This is a genomic window from Bradyrhizobium sp. 179 (assembly GCF_023073535.1).
Lineage (GTDB): Bacteria > Pseudomonadota > Alphaproteobacteria > Rhizobiales > Xanthobacteraceae > Bradyrhizobium.
Genome location: NZ_JADPJR010000116.1, coordinates 235,754 through 254,898, shown reverse-complemented (window position 1 = coordinate 254,898; position 19,145 = coordinate 235,754). Strand labels below are relative to the sequence as shown.

Sequence of the window (19,145 nt, the reverse complement as noted above, 5' to 3'; positions counted from 1 at the left end):
TTGGGATCATGGGGTCAACCTATGAACGGCCCCTTGCCGGGTCAAGGACGCTCACACCGAGATGAAGGGATGCCAGCGCCGCGTCCAGCGCGGGGGCCGAAATCTCCATATATTCAAGGGCCTCGGTCCAGAGCAGGACGGCGCGGACCGGCTTTTGGGGATAAAGCCGCGATAGCACTGCCCGGTACAGCGCGAGCTGCCGGACATAGGCGGCGGGTGCCTCGGCCGCGCTTCCGGGCGCCGCCCGGTTGGTCTTGAAATCGACGATCAGGACCTCCTCGGGGCGAACGACCAGCCGGTCGATCTGCCCCGACACCAGCACCGGGACGCCGCCCGGCCGCTCCAATTTGCCGATGATGGCGACCTCGGCCCTGCTGCCGGCGGCAAAGACCGGGGCGAAGCGCGGCTCAGTGATCAAGGCGAGCACCTTGTCGGCCAGCGCGGCGCGGTCGGCCTCCGGCCAGTCCGGGGCATTGCGGGCCATGAAGTCCCGTGCGGCCTCGCGCCGGCGCTCGGCGGCGATATCAGGCAGGGATTGCAGCAGCCGGTGCACCAGCGTGCCGCGTTGCAGCGCCAGCGCGCGCGACTGCACCGATTCGCCTGATCGTACGCTGCGGCCCTGTTCGGCCGACTGGCCGGAGGGGCGCAGGGCATCATCGTCGACGGTCTCGCGCGGAGCCGGCGTCCGCAGCCAGCCCGGCAGCGTGATCGTCTGGCGGACCGATGCCGCCGGTGCGCCCAGTGCCACGACATCCTCCGGCCGCGAGAACCGCGTCACCTTGCCGAGCGGCGTCTCGATGACCTGCTTGTCCAGGCCCGAGCCGGCGAGACCGGTATCGACCAGATCGTACCAGCTCAGCTTGCGGACGGTCTTCATATTGCCGGGCATGCAGCCGCCGACGATCAGGCGGTCGGCCGCGCGCGTCATCGCGACATAGAGCAGGCGGCGATATTCGTCCTCGGTCTCCTCCAGCATCGCCTTGCGCGCCTCGGCGACCGGCTTCGGGTCGTCCGCCTTGCGACCGGCCCAGACCACCACCTCGCCGCCATTGCCGCGCGGCACATGGATCAGCCGCAGCCGCTGCGAGTCCGCGGGCGAGGACGTAGTGTCCACCATGAACACGACCGAAGCCTCCAGGCCCTTGGCGCCGTGCACCGTCATCACCCGCACCTCGTCGCGCGAGATTTCCATGTCGCGCTTCACCTCGGTGTCGGCCGAACGCAGCCAGGCCATGAAGCCTTGCAGCGAGGCCGGCGCCTTGCGCTCGTAGTTCAGTGCCAGCTCCAGAAATTCGTCGAGCGCATCGTTGGCCTCAAAGCCGAGCCGGCGCAGGATGCGCGCACGGCCGCCATCGCCGCCGAGCAGCCAGGCGTAGAACGCGAACGGCGTCTCCTCGCGCGCGCGTGCCTCGCAGGCTTCCAGGCGCCGCAATGCCGTGGCGAACTTCTCGCTTGTGGCTGCATGCTCGCGAAGCGCACGGCGCAGCGATCCTTTGCGATCCCAGGCGAGGGTAAAGAGGTCGTCGTCATCGAGCCCGAACAGCGGGCTCTTCAGCGCCACCGCGAGCGCGAGATCGTCCTGCGGCAGCAGCAGCGCATCGGCGAGATTCATCAGATCGATGATGGCGATGTGCTCGGTGAGCTTGAGCCGATCGGCGCCGGCGACCGGCACGTTGGCATGCTTCAGCGCCTGGATCACGGCATCGAATGCGTTGCCGCGTCGCCGCACCAGGATCAGCATGTCGCCATAGCGCAGCGGCCGGCGTTCGCCTTCGTGCCCCGTCAGCGTGCCGCTCTCGACCAGCCGCTTGATTTCGGCCTGGATGCGATGCGCGAGCTTTACTTCGGGGCTGGTGACGGCGACGCCGTCGAAGGGGGCGCGCCAGCCTTCGATGTCCTGCCGATCGTCGGCCTCCGCGAGATCCCACAGCTCGATCACGCTCGGCCCTGCATCGGCGAGGGCGTTGTGCAGGGGGTGGCCGATCTCGACCGAATGGATGCTCTTGTAGATCTGGGGATCGCGGAAGACGTGATCGACCGAGTGCAGGATCGTGGCGCCCGAGCGGAACGAATAGGTGAAGGCGACCGGGTCGAATTTCAGCCCGGCCGCGGTGAACTTGCGGTGCAGCTCGCGCCGTCGGGCATCGAATTCGTGGGGAGCCGCGCCCTGGAACGAGAAGATCGATTGCTTCTCGTCGCCGACGGCGAAGATGGTGCGGTTCAGCCCCTCCCGCGCGCCTTCGCCTGCGGTGAACTCGGAGATGATGTGCGCGACGATGTCCCATTGCCGCGGGCTGGTATCCTGGGCCTCGTCGATCAAGACGTGATCGACGCCGCGATCGAGCTTGTAATGCACCCAGCCCGCGGAGACGCGGTCCAGCATCGCCAGCGTCTTGTCGATGAGGTCGTCGTAGTCGAGCAGGCCGCGCTCCTGCTTCTCGCGGCGGTAGTTTTGGGCAGCAGCGGTCGCGATATGTAGCAGGGCCGCGGTGCGGTCGCGCATGGTCACCGCGCGGCGCTTCTCGATCAACCCGCCGAGCCGCTGCGCCTCGGCCTCGAACAGCCGGGCCACGGACGGGTTGTGATCGCAAAACTTCTTGGTCAGCACCACCTTGCGCGGCAGCTTGTCGTCGGTAAGGAAGACGCAGAGATAGGCATCGACCTGCGCGCTGCCGGAAAAGACTTTTGCTTCGCGGAGCCGGCCGGCCTGGTCCTTGTCCGACTTGCTGCCGTCCTCCAGCGCAAGCGCGATATCGTCCCAGCGCGACCGCGGCAGGAAAGGGCCGTCGAGAATCTCCATCTCGACATCCTCGATCTGGTCGCCCGCATCGACGCCCAGCACAGCCGCCATCTGTTCGACCGCCGCTCCGGCATCGCCAGCTTGGTCGGTCCAGGCCATGAAATGATCGCGGCTGAGGCACGCCTCGCGTACGACCTCCTTGAAGGTGACGTCGGCGGCGCTCGCCATTGCCGTCAACAGTGCGCGGCCGGTGACGCTCTCGGGATCGCGCGCGGCCTCCAGCAGCACCTTCAGATTGGCGCGTTCCATCATGTCGGTCTGGTCGCGCTCGTCGATCACGGCGAAGCGTGCCGGCACGTTGGCTTCGAACGGGAACTGCTGGAGCAGGCGTGTGCACAGCGCGTGAATCGTTTGCACCTTCAGCCCGCCCGGCGTTTCCAGCGCGCAGGCGAACAGCTTTCGCGCCTCGCGCCGCAGCTTTGCACTGGGATGCGGGATGCCGACCGCGCGAATGGCTGCGTCGAGCGCAGCGTCGTCCAGCGTCACCCAATGGCCGAGCGTGGTGAACACGCGCTCGGCCATGTTGGCGGCCGCGGCCTTGGTGAAGGTGATGCAGAGGATCTTTTCCGGCGGCACGCCCGCGAGCAGCAGACGGATGACCCGCTGCACCAGCACATGCGTCTTGCCCGAGCCCGCGTTGGCCGACACGAAAGCCGATGCGGTCGGATCGGATGCACGCGCCTGCCGCGCGCGCACCTCGTCGGGGATGGGGCGCGGTGCCTTCACCATTCCTCGATCCCCAATCCGCCGGCCGCCGACCATTCCTTGATCCGGGCGAGATCGTCATAGGTGCCGTAGCGGTTCGCCCACATCGGCAGGTTCAGCGAGGTGTAGGCCTGGTTCTCGTCCTCGAAGGCGCGGATCAGCGCCTCCAATTTGGCGCGCGCCTCGGCCGCCGCAGTGTCTGGTGGTTGCGGCTCGTCGCCTGGCTTGAACTTGAGCTCGAGAACCCGCTCCTCGCCCGGCGGATTGTTGCCGCTGAGGCGGACATAGACGAGCTGGCTCACGGACGCGCCGGCCTCGATGTCGGGGAAGCCTCCCTCGCGCAGGATCGCAGCTTCCAGCGTGAGCTGGGGCGACAGGCCCATGCGGACCTGCTTGCCGGTGGGCGGCTGCCCGGTCTTGTAATCGAGGATGGCATAGCGGCCGCCCTGGCGCCGTTCGATGCGGTCCGCGCGCGCGGAGAGGCGGAAGCTGCGCGCGTTGTCGAGCGTGATCGAGATCTCGCCGTGGGTCTCTGCCGTGATGGCCTCGATCGCATCGCGCCGCGCCGTCTCCCATTCGCCGAACCAGCGCGCGATGCGCTGGAAACGCGGCCACCACAGCGCCCGCGCCTCGGGCCGCTCCATCAGCGGGGCAAAATGTTTTTCGCCAATCGCGCGCAGCACGCGCGCGGGATCGTCCGGCAGGCGTGCCGCATAGGTTTCCGTGAACTCGCCGAGCGCGCCATGGATTGCCGAGCCGCGGTCGGCAGCCGAGAGCGGCATGTCGACGGGATCGAGCGCATCTAATCGCAAGATGCGCTTGGCGTAGATCGTGTAGGGATCGCGCAGCCAGTCTTCGATTTCGGTGACCGACATCTTGAGCGGCCGCGTCGCGCGCGGCGGTCGCGGCTCCGGCTGCTTGATCGGCCTGACCTCGTCGGGCTGGTCCATTGCGCCGGCGAACTGCACGTATTTCTCGCCGGCGCGAACTGCCGCCTTCCAGTGATGGTCGCCCGCAACCGCCTCTAACCGGTGCAGGAAGCGCGACGCCACCGCCGGCGCGCCGCCGGCCTTGGCGGAATGGGTGAGGATCACCTCGTCGGCGCCCAGCAACTGTGCGAAGTCATGCGCGGAGAGGCCGATGCGGCGCTCCGGCAGATCGAGACCGAGCTCGTGCCGCATCGGCCGGCTGAGCCAGGGATCGATGCGTGGTGCCGGTGGCCAGACGCCCTCGATTAAGCCGCCGACGATGATGCGGTCAGCCTGCATCAGGCGCGATTCCAGGGGGCCGTAGATTTGCAGCCGCGCGCCCGGCCTATCCCGCCGCCGCACCGCGCGGTCGCCGAACGCGGTCTGGAAGACATCGGGATAGTCAGGCAACGGCACCATCAACCCGCTGGTCGTTCCGCCGCGCAGCAGATCGTCGAACGCGCTGGCGAGGGCGAGGCCCTCGCGATCCTCGAAGCCGAGCGGAATGCCCTGCTCATCGCGCGACAGCTCGATCAGGATTTCGCGATGCCGGTGCGCGAGCTCGGTGAAGTCATAAGGTTTTGATGAGGCCAGGCTCTCGATCGGCGCCAATGCGTGTCGCAAGGCATCGATCAGCGCCTGGATGCGATCGAGATCCTCCGCCTTGAGCCGCGCGCGGGGCTCCGCGCGATGGAGCGCGGAGACTTCGCTGCGCCACAGCTTTGCCAGTTCGTCGCGAAAACGGTTGAATTCGCGCAACAGGCCGGCCGTGCCGGCGGGTGGGCGTGTGCCGCGCAAGACCGCGAGCTCGAGTCCTTCGATCGCCGCCTTCCATGCGCCAGGCAGCCGGCCGAGCCGGCACAGCGGATGCTTCAGCATCGCCAGGAGCGTCGGCGGCTCCAGGCCCTTGGTCGCGGCCTCTGCCGCGAGGCGGGCAAAGACACCGGCCGATGTTTCCATCAACACGTCGCCGCCGGAATCGTCGAAGGCGAGGTCCCATCGGGTCAGCGCAGCCATTACCCGCCGCGCCAGCGCGCGATCGGGCGTCACCAGCGCCGCCGATTTGTCGAGATGCCGCGCCTCGCGCATCGCGATGGCGATCGCGAGGGCTTCCATTTCGGGGTTGGGGGCTTCTACGACCGCCAGGTTCTTCATGCCGCCGGCGATCTTTGCGGCGACATCCGGCTGCTTCAGCCGGTCATGCCAAACTTCCGTCTTGACCGAGGGCCGCATCGATTCCGATGCGAGCAGATCACGCCCGCCTTCTGCCGGCGGGTGGAGAATGTCGACGTCGCTGCGCTTGATGCCAAAACGCTGCAACAGCGCATGCATGGCATATTGCGGATGGTTCGACGCCGGATGCTCCGCGAACTTGCCGAGCGCATCGCGCACGCCGCCGATGGTGCGCCAGGCGTCCTCGTCGAGATCGGTGTCGAGGCCCGGCAGAACCACGGCGCCATGCGGCAGCAATGCGACCGCATGGAGGAATTTAGCGGTGGCCGGCATCGAGCCGGTTGAACCGGCCGCGATCACCGGCCCGTTCGGATGCGCGGTCAGCCGCCTGGCTTCCGCCGCGATGAGGAGATCGCGCCGTGCCGCCGGCTCGATCCGTTTGATCTCGGCGAGGTGGCCGGGCCAGGCAACGCGCGCGATGCGCAAAAATTCGAGCGAGTGCTGCCAATAGCGGTCGAGATTATCAGGCACGAGCCCATCGAGCGCGCTCCAGTCGACACCGCGCGTCACCATATCGTCGATCAGCCGTGCAAGATCGGACGCCAATGCAAGCGTCGAGGCGGGGCCGCCGACCACCAGCGGGGACAGCACCGGGCGCTTGGCCCAGGCCGCCACCAGTTGCGCCAGTGTCAGCCGCCGTTCGAGCTCGCCGAGCCGGGGCGGAATGTCGAGCGGCGTCGTGCCGGAGAACTGTTCGCCCTGGTCGGCGAAGGCGAGCTCGTCCTCGTCGATGTCGCCGAGTGCGACGATGCGCGGCAGCACCACAGCATCCGCCTTCATCTCGTCGAGGAAGATCTCGCGGACCACGCGCATCGCGCGTCGGGTCGGCAGGTACAGAGTCGCATCCGCAAGCCGCGCCGGTTCTTTGCGCGCTTCGAAGCCTTCGACCAGCCGGCCGTCGAGCAGGCTCGCGACGACAGTGCGCAGGAACGGAACTGAGATGGGAATGCTGAAAACGCGCATGGGCTGCCTGATTCGATCAGGCGCCAATATAGGCAGACAAGGTCAAATGGTCATGGGTCCGGTGAGGATCTTCCCCGCTGTTCGCTGCACCAAGACAGTGTCATCATCCGCGACAGCGGATGATCCAGTATTCCAGAGACGCCGGTTGCAAGAACCTCGCCGCCGCGGCGCACGGGATGCCCCGCCTTCGCGGGGGCATGGAAGTGGTGCAAGTGGCTAAGTCTTACGCCACGCTCTCCAGAAACGCCTCTTCAGCTGCATGCACCGCATCAGGCGTGCCGACATGCATCCAGACGCCGTCGAGCCGCAGGCCGAACAGCCGCTCCTGCTCGTTGGCGCGATCGAACATTTTTGTCAGCGAGAACTCGCCCCTGGGCGCATCGGCAAAGATCGCGGGCGACATGATCGCGGCGCCGGCATAGACGAACGGAACGACCTCCTTTTCCTTGCGCTTGCGCAAGGCCCCGTCGGGCAGCATGCCGTAATCGCCGCGGCCGCTATAGCCGATGCTGGTTGCGGTCGGCGCCATCAGCAGCAGAATGTCCATGCGCGCGGGGTCGAAGTTTTCCGCAAGCCGCGTCAGGTTCGAGCGCACGCCGTCGATCCACAGCGTGTCGGAATTGACGTGGAAGAACGGCGCATCGCCGAGCAGCGGCAGCGCCTTGACGACGCCGCCGCCGGTGCCGAGCACCTGGTTGCGTTCGTCGGAGATGGTCACGCGCGGATGCTGGCGCGATGCGGTGTGATTTATGATCTGGTCCGGCAGATAGTGCACGTTGACCACCGCCTCGGTCACGCCGGCATGGCCGAGCTTGTCGAGCACGTGGTCGAGCAGCGGCTGGCCAGCCACCGGCACCATCGGCTTCGGCATCTTGTCCGTCAACGGGCGCATGCGCAGGCCGAACCCTGCGGCAAGCACCATGGCTTTGGTCGGTTTGACGGACATTCTTCGCTTTCTCAAATCCCTCGATTTCGCTTTCGCGGCAATCCTAGCATGAGCCTCGGCCAGCCGCACCGCATCCCAACCGCCTTAATCGCCCGTCGTGACGGTTGTACGACGGGTGTTGCCGTCACGCCCCGATGGCTGTGGAGCGCACCTTTCTCTTCTTGTCGCCGAGCTTGAGGAAATTGACGCCGATCTGGTCGCCATTGACCCAGGCCAGCTCGCAGCGCCGGTACGCAAGTCCGGTGGACGACAGCAGGAGAAAAAATTCCTTCAGGTGCAGGCCTTCGACCGAGCCGTCGATGGTCAGCTTGGCGCCGGTGTCGGAAACGTCCTCCATGGTGCAATCACGCCGCCAGGTGCCGTCGATGCCCATCATCTGGGCCGGAACCCCGCGCTCGAAAACGACCCGGTTATTGCCGCGCTGATCCGCTTTCGCCGTCATCACCCTTGCTCCAGCCCCGTAACGATCCGGCTGCCTCGCGGCCAGAATAGCGACATCTTGGCTAACGGCTGGTAAATCGGACGCGGATCAGGGTTGCGGCGGCGGGACGTTGGCGAGATACCAGTCGCGCAAAGAGCCGAGCGCGGGATGCGCCAGCGAGCGCTGGAGATAGGTCCAGATCCGCGGCTGGTGACGCAGATAATGCGGCTTGCCATCGCGGCGATTCAGCCGGGCGAAGGTGCCGAGCAGGCGGGTGTTCCGCTGCGCCGACATGATGGCGTAGAGCTCGGCGAAGCCGGCGGCGTCGAAGCTTGCGTCGTTGGCGCGGCGTGCCTTGATATAGCGCGACAGCAGCGTCAGCTCGAGGCTTTCGGGCACGTCGATGCGGGCGTCCTGGAGCAACGACACCACATCGTAGGATTTCGGTCCAAGCACGGTGTCCTGGAAATCGATCACGCCGACGCGTTCGATGCCGCTGCGATTCCCAAGCCAGATCAGATTGGGCGAGTGGTAGTCGCGGATGATCCACGTCCGCGGCGCCGCCAAGGGCTTCTTCAGCAGCTCGCGCCACATCGCGAGAAACTCGGCGCGCGCCTCTTGGCTGAGCGGAGCATTGCGATCGGGCAGATACCATTCCGGCATCAGGCCGATCTCGATCAGCAGCGCCTCGGCGTCGAAGATCGGTATCTCGTAGCTCTGACCGGCGAGCGGCAAGGTTTCCGGCAGCGTCCTGCTGTGCAGCATGGCCAGCACATCGATCGCAGCCTCATAGCGTTCGGGAATCGGGCGCGGCGGATCGCCTTCGATCACGCCTTCGCTGCCGAAATCTTCGGTGATCAGAAAGCCGTGGTCGAGATCGGAATGGTGGATCGCAGGCGCAGAGATTCCCTGTGCACGCAGGCCTTCGTCGATGGCGACAAAGGGCTTTACATTTTCGGCGAGATGCACTGCGGCGCTGTAGGATTTTCCGCCATAAAGGGCCGCGCCGTCGGGGCGCTGCGGAAAGTTCATGAGAATGACGCTCTCGCCGTCGCGCCGCAGCCGCGCATAAGAGCGGGTCGAGGCATCGCCGGCCATGCGCCGACGCGTCGCATCGAGATAGCCGGAGACGTCGAGGAATTCGCGCAGCGCCTTCAGTCGCACGACTTGCGCGGCGCCCTTGCCGTAACCGGTGATGTCGGCCGCGCGCGCATTCGAGCCCAGCGCCGGCCGGTGCGTCAGCGCGATGTCGATGCGGTCTTCGGGCATCGCCGACGGCGCACGCTCTGGCCATTCGATCAGAACGAGGGTTGCGTCGGGCAGCGGCGACAGCCCGATCTCCTCGAGCTCGCTCTCGTCCTCGACGCGGTAGAGGTCAGCATGCATCACGGGGAAGGGCGGCAGCTCGTAGCCCTGCACCAGCGTGAAGGTCGGGCTCGGAACCTCCAGCGTCTCGTCACCGGCGAGATAGCGGATCAGGGCGCGCGCGGCTGCGGTCTTGCCGGCACCGAGATCGCCAGTGAGCGTGACGGCGTCGCCGGGGCCGACCAGCAGCGCGAGGTCGGCCATCAATTGCGCGGTAGCCGTCTCGTTGTGGAGCGCGACCGAGAATGTGGTTGCTTCGGTCATTCGGCGGCGTCGCGATGCGCCGCCTGGTCGGTCGGGAAGTCGCAGATCACGACCGTGCCCCGGCCGACGATCGAGTCCACCCGAACTTTGCCGCCATGCAGCTCGACGAAGGAGCGCACCAGCGAAAGGCCGAGCCCGGCGCCGCGGTGACGTGAGCCCTGCGAGCGGCTTTCGAACCAGTTGAACACCTTGTCCTTCATGTCGGCAGGTATTCCAGGCCCTGAATCTGTCACGGTGAAGACCACGCTGCGCTCGGTGCGGCGTGCGCTGATGCCGACGGTGGAATCCTGTGGAGAAAACCCGACTGCGTTGGCAAGGAGGTTATAGAGCACCTGCACCACGCGCTTCTCGTCGCCGATGAAGCTGCCGATGTCGGGCGCGATCTCGACCTTGAGGCGGATGCGGTCAGTGGCGAGGCGGTCCTGGATACCCTCGGCCGCGAGCTCGATGGCCTTGCTGACGTCGACCGGGCCGAGTTCCAGCTTCATCGCGCCGGCGTCGATGGTGGCGAGATCGAGGATGTTGTTGGTCAGCGCCAGCAACGCATTGGTCGATTTGGTGACGTAGTCGAGATATTCGGCCTGCTTCGGCGTCAGCGGTCCGGTCGAGGGATCGCTGAGGAAGTGCGCGAAGCCGATGATGGTGGTGAGCGGCGAGCGCAGCTCGTAGGAGACGTGGTGGACGAAATCCACCTTCATCTGGTCGGCGGCCTCCAACGCCTCGTTGCGCTCGCGCAGCGCGCGTTCGACATTTTCGGTGTCGGTGATGTCCTGGAACGTCAGCATGGTCGCGCCGTCATGCAGCGGGCGGATCATGCCATCGAGCACGCTGCCGTCCTTGCGTTCCAGCTTCAGCGGCACGTCGGCGCGGTTCTCGATCGAGGTGATGGCTTCGCGGATCTGGCGCCAGACCACGGGATTGTCGTAGAGCTGATGACACCAGGCTTCGACCGTCTGGATGTGCGGCTCGTCGCGCATGGCATCGCTGGACAGCTTCCACATCCGGACAAAGGCCGGATTGAACAGCTGCGCCTTGCCGTTGCTGCCGAACACCGCGACGCCTTCCGCGAGGCTGTCCAGCGTCTCGCGCTGAACCCGGATCATGCCGTCGAAGCGGCGGGCGAGCTCGAGGCTCTCGGTGACGTCGTCGAACAGATAGGTGACGCCGCCTTCGGGGTTCGGCGTGGTGACGACCGAAAGCGCGCGGCCGTCGGGAAGGTACCAGGTGTCCTTGGCGGTCTCGACCGCGCGATAGGCTTCGTGCAGCTTGGCCTTCCAGGCGCGGAAGTCCGGCTGCTCCGGCAATTTGCGCGCGGCGCGGAGCTGGTCGAGCACACTGGAATCATCAGGGTTGGCGTCGAGGAAGGTGCGGTCGAGGTCCCACAGCCGCCGATAGGAATCGTTGTAGAAGGCGAGGCGCCGCTGGCCATCGAACACGGCAACGCCCGAGGAGAGCTGGTCCAGCGTGCGGCGATGCGCTTCCGCCATGCGTACGAGGGCCGAGCTCAGCGCGTCTGCCTCGCTGGCATCGATGGCGACGCCGACACTGCCGCTGCCGACATTGACCGCGCGCACGTCATACATGCGCCGCTCACCACCGATCACGATCGGCAGCCGCGAGGTGAAGTTGGCGGCGTCCTTCAGCCCCCGGTCCATCGCGGTGCGGTTGGCGCTGTCGAGCAGCTCGAGCTTGCGCTCCTGGGCATCGATGATGCTGTTCGCCTCAGTCGCTCGGACATAGGCGGGGTTGGCGTAGGTCAGTGCGCCATTCTCCCCCTTGGCCCAGATCGGCCAGGGTGCTGCGGCGGCGAAGCCACGCAGCATCTCGGTCTCGTCGGAGAGCGCCTTGTAACGCAGATTGGTCTCGGCCAGATCGCGCCGGAGCCCGGAGAGTTCGCGAATCCGGACAATGGCCTGGCCGCCGATGGCGCGGCCGATGGCCTCGAGCGTGTGGCCATGCGCAGTCGTCAGCGTCAGTTGGAACCCATCGCCGCGCTCGCGCAGCGCATCGACCGCATGATCCATCTGGAGCGCGGGTTCCGGCGGCAGCCAGGTTCCGAATGCGAGCACGCGTTGCGGCGAGGAATCGCGCGGCAGCACCATGGAGATGTCACCGGAAATCTGCGCGCGATTGTCGCCGGCCGCCCAGGAGATCAGGATCTGCGGCTCGGCGAACAGCAGGGCGCCGAAGCGATCGGCCTGAAGTTGCAGTTCCCCGATTCGCGCGCGCAGCCGCGCCTCGTTCTTCGCCGTGCGCACGCGCGTGCGCATCAACAGGATCGCGGCCATCACCGAGAAGCCGAGCAGGGCCAGCGCAGTGGCGAGCACCGCGAGTTCCTGCCGGTTGAAATCCAGCATGATGGAGAGAGTGTCGACGAGGTCGGCGGCCTCAGCCGGCGCAGCCGGCAGCAGCGCCGCCAAAGCGCCTCCCAACAAGCCGTTGCGCACCAACGATGTGCACGACAGCAGCGTCCGACGCATCGACACGATCACGCCTGACATAGTTGCCCCAAGATCGCACGGATTTGCGCGCGACGACCCCCGTCGCGCGCGAATCAAAAGACAATACCCTCACCGTGACTCCGCCGGTAAGAGTCCAGATCGTGAACGCAAAGGCGGCCCCCCAAAAATGCCGGGCACGTTGTTCCAACGCACGTAGTTCCTCGGGTGATTCGGCCGGAGCTATCGTGCCTTAGCGGCCGGTCGAGCCGAACCCGCCGGCGCCGCGATCGGTCGCCGACAAGGTGGCGACGGGAACCAGCGCGGCCTGCACCACGGGCGCGATCACCATCTGGGCGATGCGCTCGCCGCGCTTGATCACGAAGGGGGCCTGGCCATGATTGATCAGGATCACCTTGATCTCGCCGCGATAGTCCGCGTCGATCGTGCCGGGCGAGTTCAGCACGGTGACGCCGTGCTTGGCCGCAAGCCCCGAGCGCGGCCGCACCTGCGCCTCGTGCCCGGGCGGCAAGGCGATCGCGAGGCCCGTCGGTACCGGCGCATATTGACCGGGCGCGAGCGTCAAGGGCTCGCTGTCCGGAACCGCAGCCATCAGGTCAAGGCCGGCGGCCTCGGCGGTCTGATAGGCCGGCGGCGGCAGGCCGTCGGCATGCGCGAGGCGTTGCAGTTCGACCGTGACTTTCGTGCTCAAGATGCCGGCTCCCGGGATTTGTCGGTCACGGTCTTTGCGACATGCGCGACCAGTTCGATGGCGACCTGTTCCTTGGTCATCACCGGCCAGGAATCAACTGCAAACTCGCCGTCCTTCGCGCCATTCTTGCGGCTGATCAGGTGCACGGTGTTGCGATCGCCGCCCATCACGCCGGTGGCCGGCGAGACGTCGTTGGCGACGATCCAGTCGCAGCCCTTGCGGGCAAGTTTTGATTTGGCGTTCTCAATGAGATGCTCGGTCTCGGCGGCAAAGCCGATCACCAGCGGCGGGCGCTTGTCGGCCAGCTTGGAGATGGTAGCGAGGATGTCGGGGTTTTCGACGAGCTGAAGCGGTGGCATGCCGGCCGAGGTCTTCTTCAGCTTCTGTTCGCCCTGGTTGGCGACGCGCCAGTCGGCGACCGCGGCGGCGAAGATCGCGACGTCGACGGGAAGCGCCGCCTGCACCTGCTCCAGCATCTGCTGTGCCGATTCCACATGCTTCACCGTCACGCCTTGGGGGTCGTCGAGGTCGACCGGACCGCTCACCAAAATCACCTCGGCGCCCGCGGCCTGCGCGGCGGCGGCAATGGCAAAGCCCTGCTTGCCGGAGGAGCGGTTGGCGATGTAGCGCACCGGATCGATCGGCTCATGCGTGGGACCTGCGGTGATGAGCACGCGCTTGCCGGCGAGCGGGCGCGGCACCGGCGGCCGCAGCAGCCGCTCGGCGGCATTGGCGATCTCGATGGCTTCCGACATACGGCCGATGCCGGCCTCGCCGGCTTCCGCCATCTCGCCGGAATTGGGTCCGGTCAACACCGCACCGTCGCGCTGAAGCTGCGCGACGTTGCGGCGTGTCGCCGCGTTGCTCCACATCAGCGGATTCATCGCCGGCGCCAGCAGCACCTTGCGATTGGTGGCGAGTAGGACGGCGCTGGCGAGATCATCGGCGTGACCATTTGCCATCTTGGCCAGGAGGTCGGCGGTCGCCGGCGCCACCACGATCAGGTCGCAGTCGCGCGCCAGCCGTATATGGCCGGCGTCGAACTCGCTCTGCGGGTCGAACAGGTCGGTGTAGACGCGCTCATGCGACAGCGCGCTCACCGCCAGCGGCGTGACGAATTGCTGCGCCGCCTTGGTCAGCACGCAGCGAACCTCGACGCGGCGTTCCTTCAGCCGGCGGATCAGGTCGAGCGATTTATAGGCCGCGATGCCGCCGCCGATGATCAGGGTGACGCTGGCCTCGGGAACGGCGCCGGTACGTTGCGGTGTCGGAGCTGAGGATGATGCCGCAGGTGGGACCGCAAACGGCGTCAGCGGCTCCTCGCGGCCCTCGATCAACTCCCGCAGGATGACCCGGACCTCTTCCTCGACCGACCTGCGGTTCTTGGCCGAGCGCAGCCGCAGATAGGTTTTGACGGCGTCGTCGAGCTTGCGGATGGTCAGGCTTGCCATGACGCCCTCCAACACGGAATGATCGCGATGCTATCATTCGTGTGATTGCAGTGCAATCATAGATTCCGGACGGCGATCAGGATGCCGATGAAGGTCGCGGCGATGATCCAGAGCGCCACGGTGCGCCAGCGGTTCTTGCGGCCCTCGCTGCGCCCCATCGCCGCGATGCTCTCCGGCGACAGCCTTATGCCGTCCCGCGTCATGGTCTCGAGCTGCTCCAGCACCTTCACCGACCGCTCGGCAATCTCCGGCAGCCGCATCAGCACCCGCGCAATGTCCCCGGTCCCCGCCATCGCGCCCTGGACCCGGCCGATCGGACCGAGGTTGCGCTGGATCCATTCGCGCACCACGGGATCGGCAACCTTCCAGATATCCAGCTTGGGATCGAAAGCGCGCGCCACGCCCTCGACCACGACCATGGTCTTCTGAAGCAGGATCAGCTCGGGCCGCGTCGTCATGTCGAACAGGCCGGTGACCTCGAGCAGCAGCGTCAGCAGCCGCGCCATCGAGATTTCCTCGGCGGTGCGGTTGTGGATCGGCTCACCGATGGCGCGGATCGCTTGCGCGAAGTTCTCGACCGAATGATGCGCGGGCACATAGCCGGCTTCGAAATGCACCTCGGCGACGCGGCGGTAGTCGCGGGTGATGAAGCCGAGCAGGATCTCGGCGAGGAAGCGCCGCTCCTTCATGCCGAGCCGGCCCATGATGCCGAAATCGACTGCGACGAGACGGCCGGCATCGTCCAGGAACAGATTGCCCGGATGCATGTCGGCGTGGAAGAAGCCGTCGCGTAGCGCGTGCCGCAAAAAGCTTTGGATCACCTTGCGGCCGAGATCGGGCAGGTCGACCTGCGCCTCCGCAAGGCGCTTGTGGTCGTTCAGCGCGATGCCGTCGATCCACTCCAGCGTCAGCACGTTGTGTGTGGTGCGGTCCCAGTCGACGGTCGGCACGCGGAAGTCAGGATCGTCGCGCGTGTTCTCCGCCATCTCCGACAGCGCGGCGGCTTCGAGCCGGAGGTCCATCTCCATCGCGACCGAACGCGACATGGTGTTGATGACTTCGACGAGGCGCAGGCGCCGCGCCTCGGCCGAATAGGCTTCGGCCTTGTGCGCGACGAAGAAAAAGTCGGAGAGGTCGCGGCGGAAACGTGCGGCGACATTGGGCCGGAGCACCTTGATCGCCACCGGCCTACGGATGCCGCCCCGCAAGACCTCGCCGCGATGCACCTGTGCGATCGAGGCGGCGGCGACCGGCGGGCCGAAGCTTGCAAACACATCTTTCAGCGGCCGTTCCAGCGATATCGTGATCGTGGCTTCCGCTTCGGCTTGCGAAAACGGCGGCAGGCGGTCCTGGAGGCTTTCGAGGTCGCGCGCGATGATGACGCCGACGACGTCGGGGCGCGTTGCCAGGAACTGCCCGAGCTTGAGATAGGCCGGGCCCATGCGGGTGAGGGCGCGCGATATCCTTGGGCCGTGCTTGACGCCGCGCCGCTCGATGAGGCGCGCAAGCTTCAGCGCGAGTTGCCCGGGCGGCGGCACCAGGCTCGGATCGACCGAACCGAACACGCCCTCGCGCGCGAACACGAACGCGGCGCGGATCAGGCGCGAAATGTGGGTGATGGCAGAGATCACAAACGCCAGCCTGAATGCAGTGCGACGATACCGCCGGTGAGTGTCTGCCAGCTGACGCGAGAAAAGCCGGCGTCGCGGATCATGTCGGCGAAGGCGCCGGGCTTTGGAAACTTGCGGATCGATTCGACGAGGTACTGGTAGGACTCGGCGTCGCCCGTGACCATGCGGCCAAGCGGCGGGATCACCTTGAACGAGAACAAGTCGTAGAGGCGATCGAGCCCGGGCATGTCGACGGTCGAGAACTCCAGGCACAGGAAGCGGCTGCCCGGCTTCAGCACCCGATAGGCCTCGCGCAGCGCCAGATCGATCCGCGGCACGTTGCGAATGCCGAAAGCGATCGTGTATGCGTCGAAGCTGCGATCGGCAAAGGCGAGTGCTTCGGCGTTGCCCTCAACAAAATCGACCTGAGTCTCGAGATGCCGCTTGGAAGCGCGCTCGCGGCCGACGGCCAGCATGTCGGTGTTGATGTCGCAGACGGTGGCGTGGAAGCCAGCGCCTGCCGCCTTGGCGGCGCGGAACGAGATGTCGCCGGTGCCGCCGGCGACGTCGAGCAGTGCGAACGGCCGCTCGCTCCTCGGCGGGTCGAGCGCGTTGATCATGATGTCCTTCCAGACCCGGTGCAGGCCACCGGACATCAGATCGTTCATCAGATCATAGCGCGCGGCCACGCTGTGAAACACGTCGTTCACCAGCGTCTGCTTGTCTCCCAAGGGCACGTCCCTGAAGCCAAAATGCGTGGTTTCGCCCGGCCGATCCATTACTCTACTCCACTGGCGGACCATAGCGCGCCCGTCGCAATGGCGCTATCACACCGCTCTCATAAGGTGAATGCCCGAACATGCCTGAATTGCCCGAAGTCGAGACTGTCCGCCGCGGCCTTCAGCCCGTCATGGAGGGAGCGAAAATCCTCAAGGCGGAGGCCCGGCGGGCGGATTTGCGCTTTCCGTTCCAGCCGGACTTCGTCGCGCGGCTCAAGGGGCAGGTCGTCACCGGCCTCGGCCGCCGCGCAAAATATCTCATGGCCGATCTCGCCTCCGGCGACGTGCTCTTGATGCATCTGGGCATGTCGGGTTCGTTTCGTGTCATCAGACCGGACAACGACGCGCAGCCTGGCGAGTTTCACTATCCGCGGGCCAAGGATTCCGCGCACGACCACGTGCTGTTTCGGATGTCCTCCGGCGCTGACATCGTCTTCAACGACCCGCGCCGCTTCGGTTACATGAAAGTGATCGCGCGCGATGCGCTTGATGAAGAGCCGCTGCTGCGCGGACTCGGTCCCGAGCCGCTCGGCAACGAGTTCGATGCCGCGATGCTGGCACGGTCCTGTGCCGGCAAGACTACGAGCTTGAAGGCGGCGCTGCTCGACCAGCGTGTGGTGGCGGGGCTCGGCAACATCTATGTCTGCGAAGCGCTGCACCGCTCGCATCTTTCGCCGCGCCAGATCGCCGCGACTCTATCGACCAAGAAGGGTGAGCCGACGGACCATGCCAAGCGCCTGGTCGGCGCGATCCACACCGTGCTGAACGATGCGATCAAGGCCGGGGGATCGAGCTTGCGCGACCATCGCCAGACCTCGGGCGAGCTCGGCTATTTCCAGCACTCCTTCAAGGTCTACGACCGCGAAGGCGAGAAATGCACGACGCCTCGCTGCGGCGGCACGATCAAGCGGTTTACGCAGAATGGCCGGTCGACCTTCTGGTGCCCGAAATGCCAGAAATAACTGGCCGTGCTGATCGAGACACGGTGCGCGCCCTCTCGCGCTAGAGGGTCGGGAGCTCGCGGCTACATCGGTCTCACCACTGCCATCAACGCCTGCAGCGCGTCCGGGACACGAGAGTGGAGATGCTTGCAGCACCCTACTTCCGCACGCAGATCACGCGGACGACCGCGGCTTTGGCATCCGTCGATGTGCCATTCGCCGCGACACCGTTCGCCTTGAGGAAATCGCGCACCGTCTCCGCGGCGATCAGCACCGCCTGTGACGCCGGCACCGATGTGGCGGGACCTGCGACCGTCACCGGCTTCAGCAGCGCGATGCCCGCAAACCTGCCGTCGGCGCCGATGGCCGGGCTGCCGGAGAAGCCGAGCGCCGGCGGAGGCGACAGCGCGGAACTGCCGTTTGTCACCCGCGCCAGCGCAGCCTTGAGGCTCGACACGCCGGCCGCGCCGCCCTGGCTCTGTGGATCGGCGATGCCGATGACATCGACACTCGCCTTCGCTGCGCCGCCGGCGAGGCTGAGCGGCTTCAGGCCGCGTGCGCCGTAGACGTGCAGGAGCGCCAGATCGTGCTCCTTGTCCTCGGCGAGACGGTCGGCACTGCCATAGCCGCCGATCGTGATGGTGAGACAGCCATCGGTGACGAGGCGGTCGGCGACGATCGCGCCATCGTCGCTGACGACAATTCCGGTGCCGTAATCGACGGTCTTGCGCGGCGGCGGCGCGGCTTGTGGCCCCGACGGAAACGCATTGAAGGCGCTCGACATCGCGATCACGACCGGCTCGACAATGGTCTCGGCTGCCTGGTCGTAGAGGATCGTCATGGTGCGAACCTCGTCGCCTTTGAAGGTGCCGCGGACGTAGAACTTCTTCAGACCCTGCAATCCCGACAGCACGAAGAAGTCGGGCTTGACCACGGTGTAATCGACCTTGCGCCCAGACGGCTCCTTCTCCAGATCGGCGAGCTTCGCCGATGTCGGCTTCACCTCCTTGCGGCGGCTGAGCAGCACCTGAACCGTGCCGGTCGGGGAAGTCCATTTCGCGCCGCTGGCGTCGCTCGCCTGCTGCGGCACCAGCTTGCCGGGGATGCCGAGCCGGGCGCCGGTGGTCGGCTCGGTCACGATCTTCCAGCCGACGCTCTCCTGTTTCTTTCGTGCCGCCTCGGCCAGCGCGGCGCGCTCCTGCGGATTGAGCACGCCGGTCGGCTTGCCGCCCTTGGCCTTCTGGTACTCCTTGATAGCATTGACCATGCGCTCACTGGCGTCGCCGGTGATGGCGCCATTATACTGGCCGACCCAGGCGAGGTCTGACTGAAGCGCCAGCCGCTCAGCTCTTGCCATGGCATCCATTGTGGCCGACGGAGTCTGCATCGCGGGAGGCTGGGTCGGCACGGTCTGGACCGTCTTCGGCTTGGTACCGGCGACCTGTGGCGCCGTCATCTGGGCGTTCGCGCCTGTGGCGGCCGCAAACATCAGTGTTGCCGCAAGCATCGATCTCATGACAAATCCAGCCAGCCCATTGAACGCCATGTC

General features: G+C 66.4%; 12 protein-coding genes. 1 reads left to right on the top strand and 11 read right to left on the bottom strand.

The genetic code is table 11. The annotated features are described in order from the left end of the window. Positions 1–19 precede the first annotated feature (19 nt). The 10 genes from addA to ubiE all read right to left on the bottom strand — a co-directional run bounded on the left by addA (position 20) and on the right by ubiE (position 16,655). Positions 20–3,529, bottom strand: coding sequence for a double-strand break repair helicase AddA (addA, locus tag IVB12_RS27905; RefSeq protein ID WP_247303899.1), 3,510 nt, complete (start codon positions 3,527–3,529; stop codon positions 20–22). Next, complete coding sequence (gene addB / locus IVB12_RS27900) at positions 3,523–6,669, bottom strand: double-strand break repair protein AddB (RefSeq protein ID WP_247303898.1); 3,147 nt, start codon at positions 6,667–6,669, stop codon at positions 3,523–3,525. Before addB ends, addA begins: the two co-directional genes overlap by 7 nt. Positions 6,670–6,892: 223 nt before the next feature. Then, the gene (locus IVB12_RS27895; RefSeq protein WP_247303897.1) at positions 6,893–7,615 is read right to left on the bottom strand and encodes a nucleotidyltransferase family protein; all 723 of its coding nucleotides are present in this window, start codon (positions 7,613–7,615) and stop codon (positions 6,893–6,895) included. A 124-nt stretch (positions 7,616–7,739) separates the two neighbouring features. Next, positions 7,740–8,057 (bottom strand): PilZ domain-containing protein, encoded by a 318-nt coding sequence (locus IVB12_RS27890; protein WP_247303896.1) that lies wholly within the window; start codon positions 8,055–8,057, stop codon positions 7,740–7,742. An 87-nt stretch (positions 8,058–8,144) separates the two neighbouring features. Beyond that, complete coding sequence (tsaE, locus tag IVB12_RS27885; protein ID WP_247303895.1) at positions 8,145–9,665, bottom strand: tRNA (adenosine(37)-N6)-threonylcarbamoyltransferase complex ATPase subunit type 1 TsaE; 1,521 nt, start codon at positions 9,663–9,665, stop codon at positions 8,145–8,147. After that, a complete protein-coding gene (locus IVB12_RS27880) occupies positions 9,662–12,166 on the bottom strand; it encodes a PAS domain-containing sensor histidine kinase (protein WP_247303894.1) in 2,505 nt (834 codons plus the stop codon). The genes tsaE and IVB12_RS27880 overlap by 4 nt, the downstream gene beginning before the upstream one ends. A 190-nt stretch (positions 12,167–12,356) precedes the next feature. Beyond that, positions 12,357–12,815 carry a dUTP diphosphatase gene (dut, locus tag IVB12_RS27875; RefSeq protein ID WP_247303893.1) on the bottom strand — a complete coding sequence of 153 codons (459 nt, stop codon included), beginning with the start codon at positions 12,813–12,815 and terminating at the stop codon, positions 12,357–12,359. Then, positions 12,812–14,266: a bifunctional phosphopantothenoylcysteine decarboxylase/phosphopantothenate--cysteine ligase CoaBC gene (coaBC, locus tag IVB12_RS27870; RefSeq protein ID WP_247303891.1), complete on the bottom strand. Its 1,455-nt coding sequence runs from the start codon at positions 14,264–14,266 to the stop codon at positions 12,812–12,814. Before coaBC ends, dut begins: the two co-directional genes overlap by 4 nt. 56 nt (positions 14,267–14,322) lie before the next feature. Then, positions 14,323–15,897, bottom strand: a complete 1,575-nt coding sequence (gene ubiB / locus IVB12_RS27865; RefSeq protein WP_247303889.1) for a 2-polyprenylphenol 6-hydroxylase — start codon at positions 15,895–15,897, stop codon at positions 14,323–14,325. Further along, positions 15,894–16,655 (bottom strand): bifunctional demethylmenaquinone methyltransferase/2-methoxy-6-polyprenyl-1,4-benzoquinol methylase UbiE, encoded by a 762-nt coding sequence (gene ubiE / locus IVB12_RS27860; protein ID WP_247303887.1) that lies wholly within the window; start codon positions 16,653–16,655, stop codon positions 15,894–15,896. The genes ubiB and ubiE overlap by 4 nt, the downstream gene beginning before the upstream one ends. An 80-nt stretch (positions 16,656–16,735) precedes the next feature. On the opposite strand from ubiE, the gene mutM reads away from it, so the two are divergent. Further along, the gene (gene mutM, locus IVB12_RS27855; RefSeq protein WP_247303885.1) at positions 16,736–17,617 is read left to right on the top strand and encodes a bifunctional DNA-formamidopyrimidine glycosylase/DNA-(apurinic or apyrimidinic site) lyase; all 882 of its coding nucleotides are present in this window, start codon (positions 16,736–16,738) and stop codon (positions 17,615–17,617) included. Positions 17,618–17,753: 136 nt separating this feature from the next. On the opposite strand, the gene IVB12_RS27850 is transcribed toward mutM, so the two are convergent. Beyond that, positions 17,754–19,112, bottom strand: coding sequence for a serine protease (locus tag IVB12_RS27850; RefSeq protein ID WP_247303882.1), 1,359 nt, complete (start codon positions 19,110–19,112; stop codon positions 17,754–17,756). Positions 19,113–19,145: the final 33 nt, after the last annotated feature.

Excerpts from the sequence above, each read along its gene's own strand:
- addA (WP_247303899.1), bottom strand. The coding sequence starts at position 3,529 with ATGGTGAAGGCACCGCGCCCCATCCCCGACGAGGTGCGCGCGCGGCAG.
- addB (WP_247303898.1), bottom strand. The coding sequence starts at position 6,669 with ATGCGCGTTTTCAGCATTCCCATCTCAGTTCCGTTCCTGCGCACTGTC.
- IVB12_RS27895 (WP_247303897.1), bottom strand. The coding sequence starts at position 7,615 with ATGTCCGTCAAACCGACCAAAGCCATGGTGCTTGCCGCAGGGTTCGGC.
- IVB12_RS27890 (WP_247303896.1), bottom strand. The coding sequence starts at position 8,057 with ATGACGGCGAAAGCGGATCAGCGCGGCAATAACCGGGTCGTTTTCGAG.
- tsaE (WP_247303895.1), bottom strand. The coding sequence starts at position 9,665 with ATGACCGAAGCAACCACATTCTCGGTCGCGCTCCACAACGAGACGGCT.
- IVB12_RS27880 (WP_247303894.1), bottom strand. The coding sequence starts at position 12,166 with ATGTCAGGCGTGATCGTGTCGATGCGTCGGACGCTGCTGTCGTGCACA.
- coaBC (WP_247303891.1), bottom strand. The coding sequence starts at position 14,266 with ATGGCAAGCCTGACCATCCGCAAGCTCGACGACGCCGTCAAAACCTAT.
- ubiE (WP_247303887.1), bottom strand. The coding sequence starts at position 16,655 with ATGGATCGGCCGGGCGAAACCACGCATTTTGGCTTCAGGGACGTGCCC.
- mutM (WP_247303885.1), top strand. The coding sequence starts at position 16,736 with ATGCCTGAATTGCCCGAAGTCGAGACTGTCCGCCGCGGCCTTCAGCCC.
- IVB12_RS27850 (WP_247303882.1), bottom strand. The coding sequence starts at position 19,112 with ATGAGATCGATGCTTGCGGCAACACTGATGTTTGCGGCCGCCACAGGC.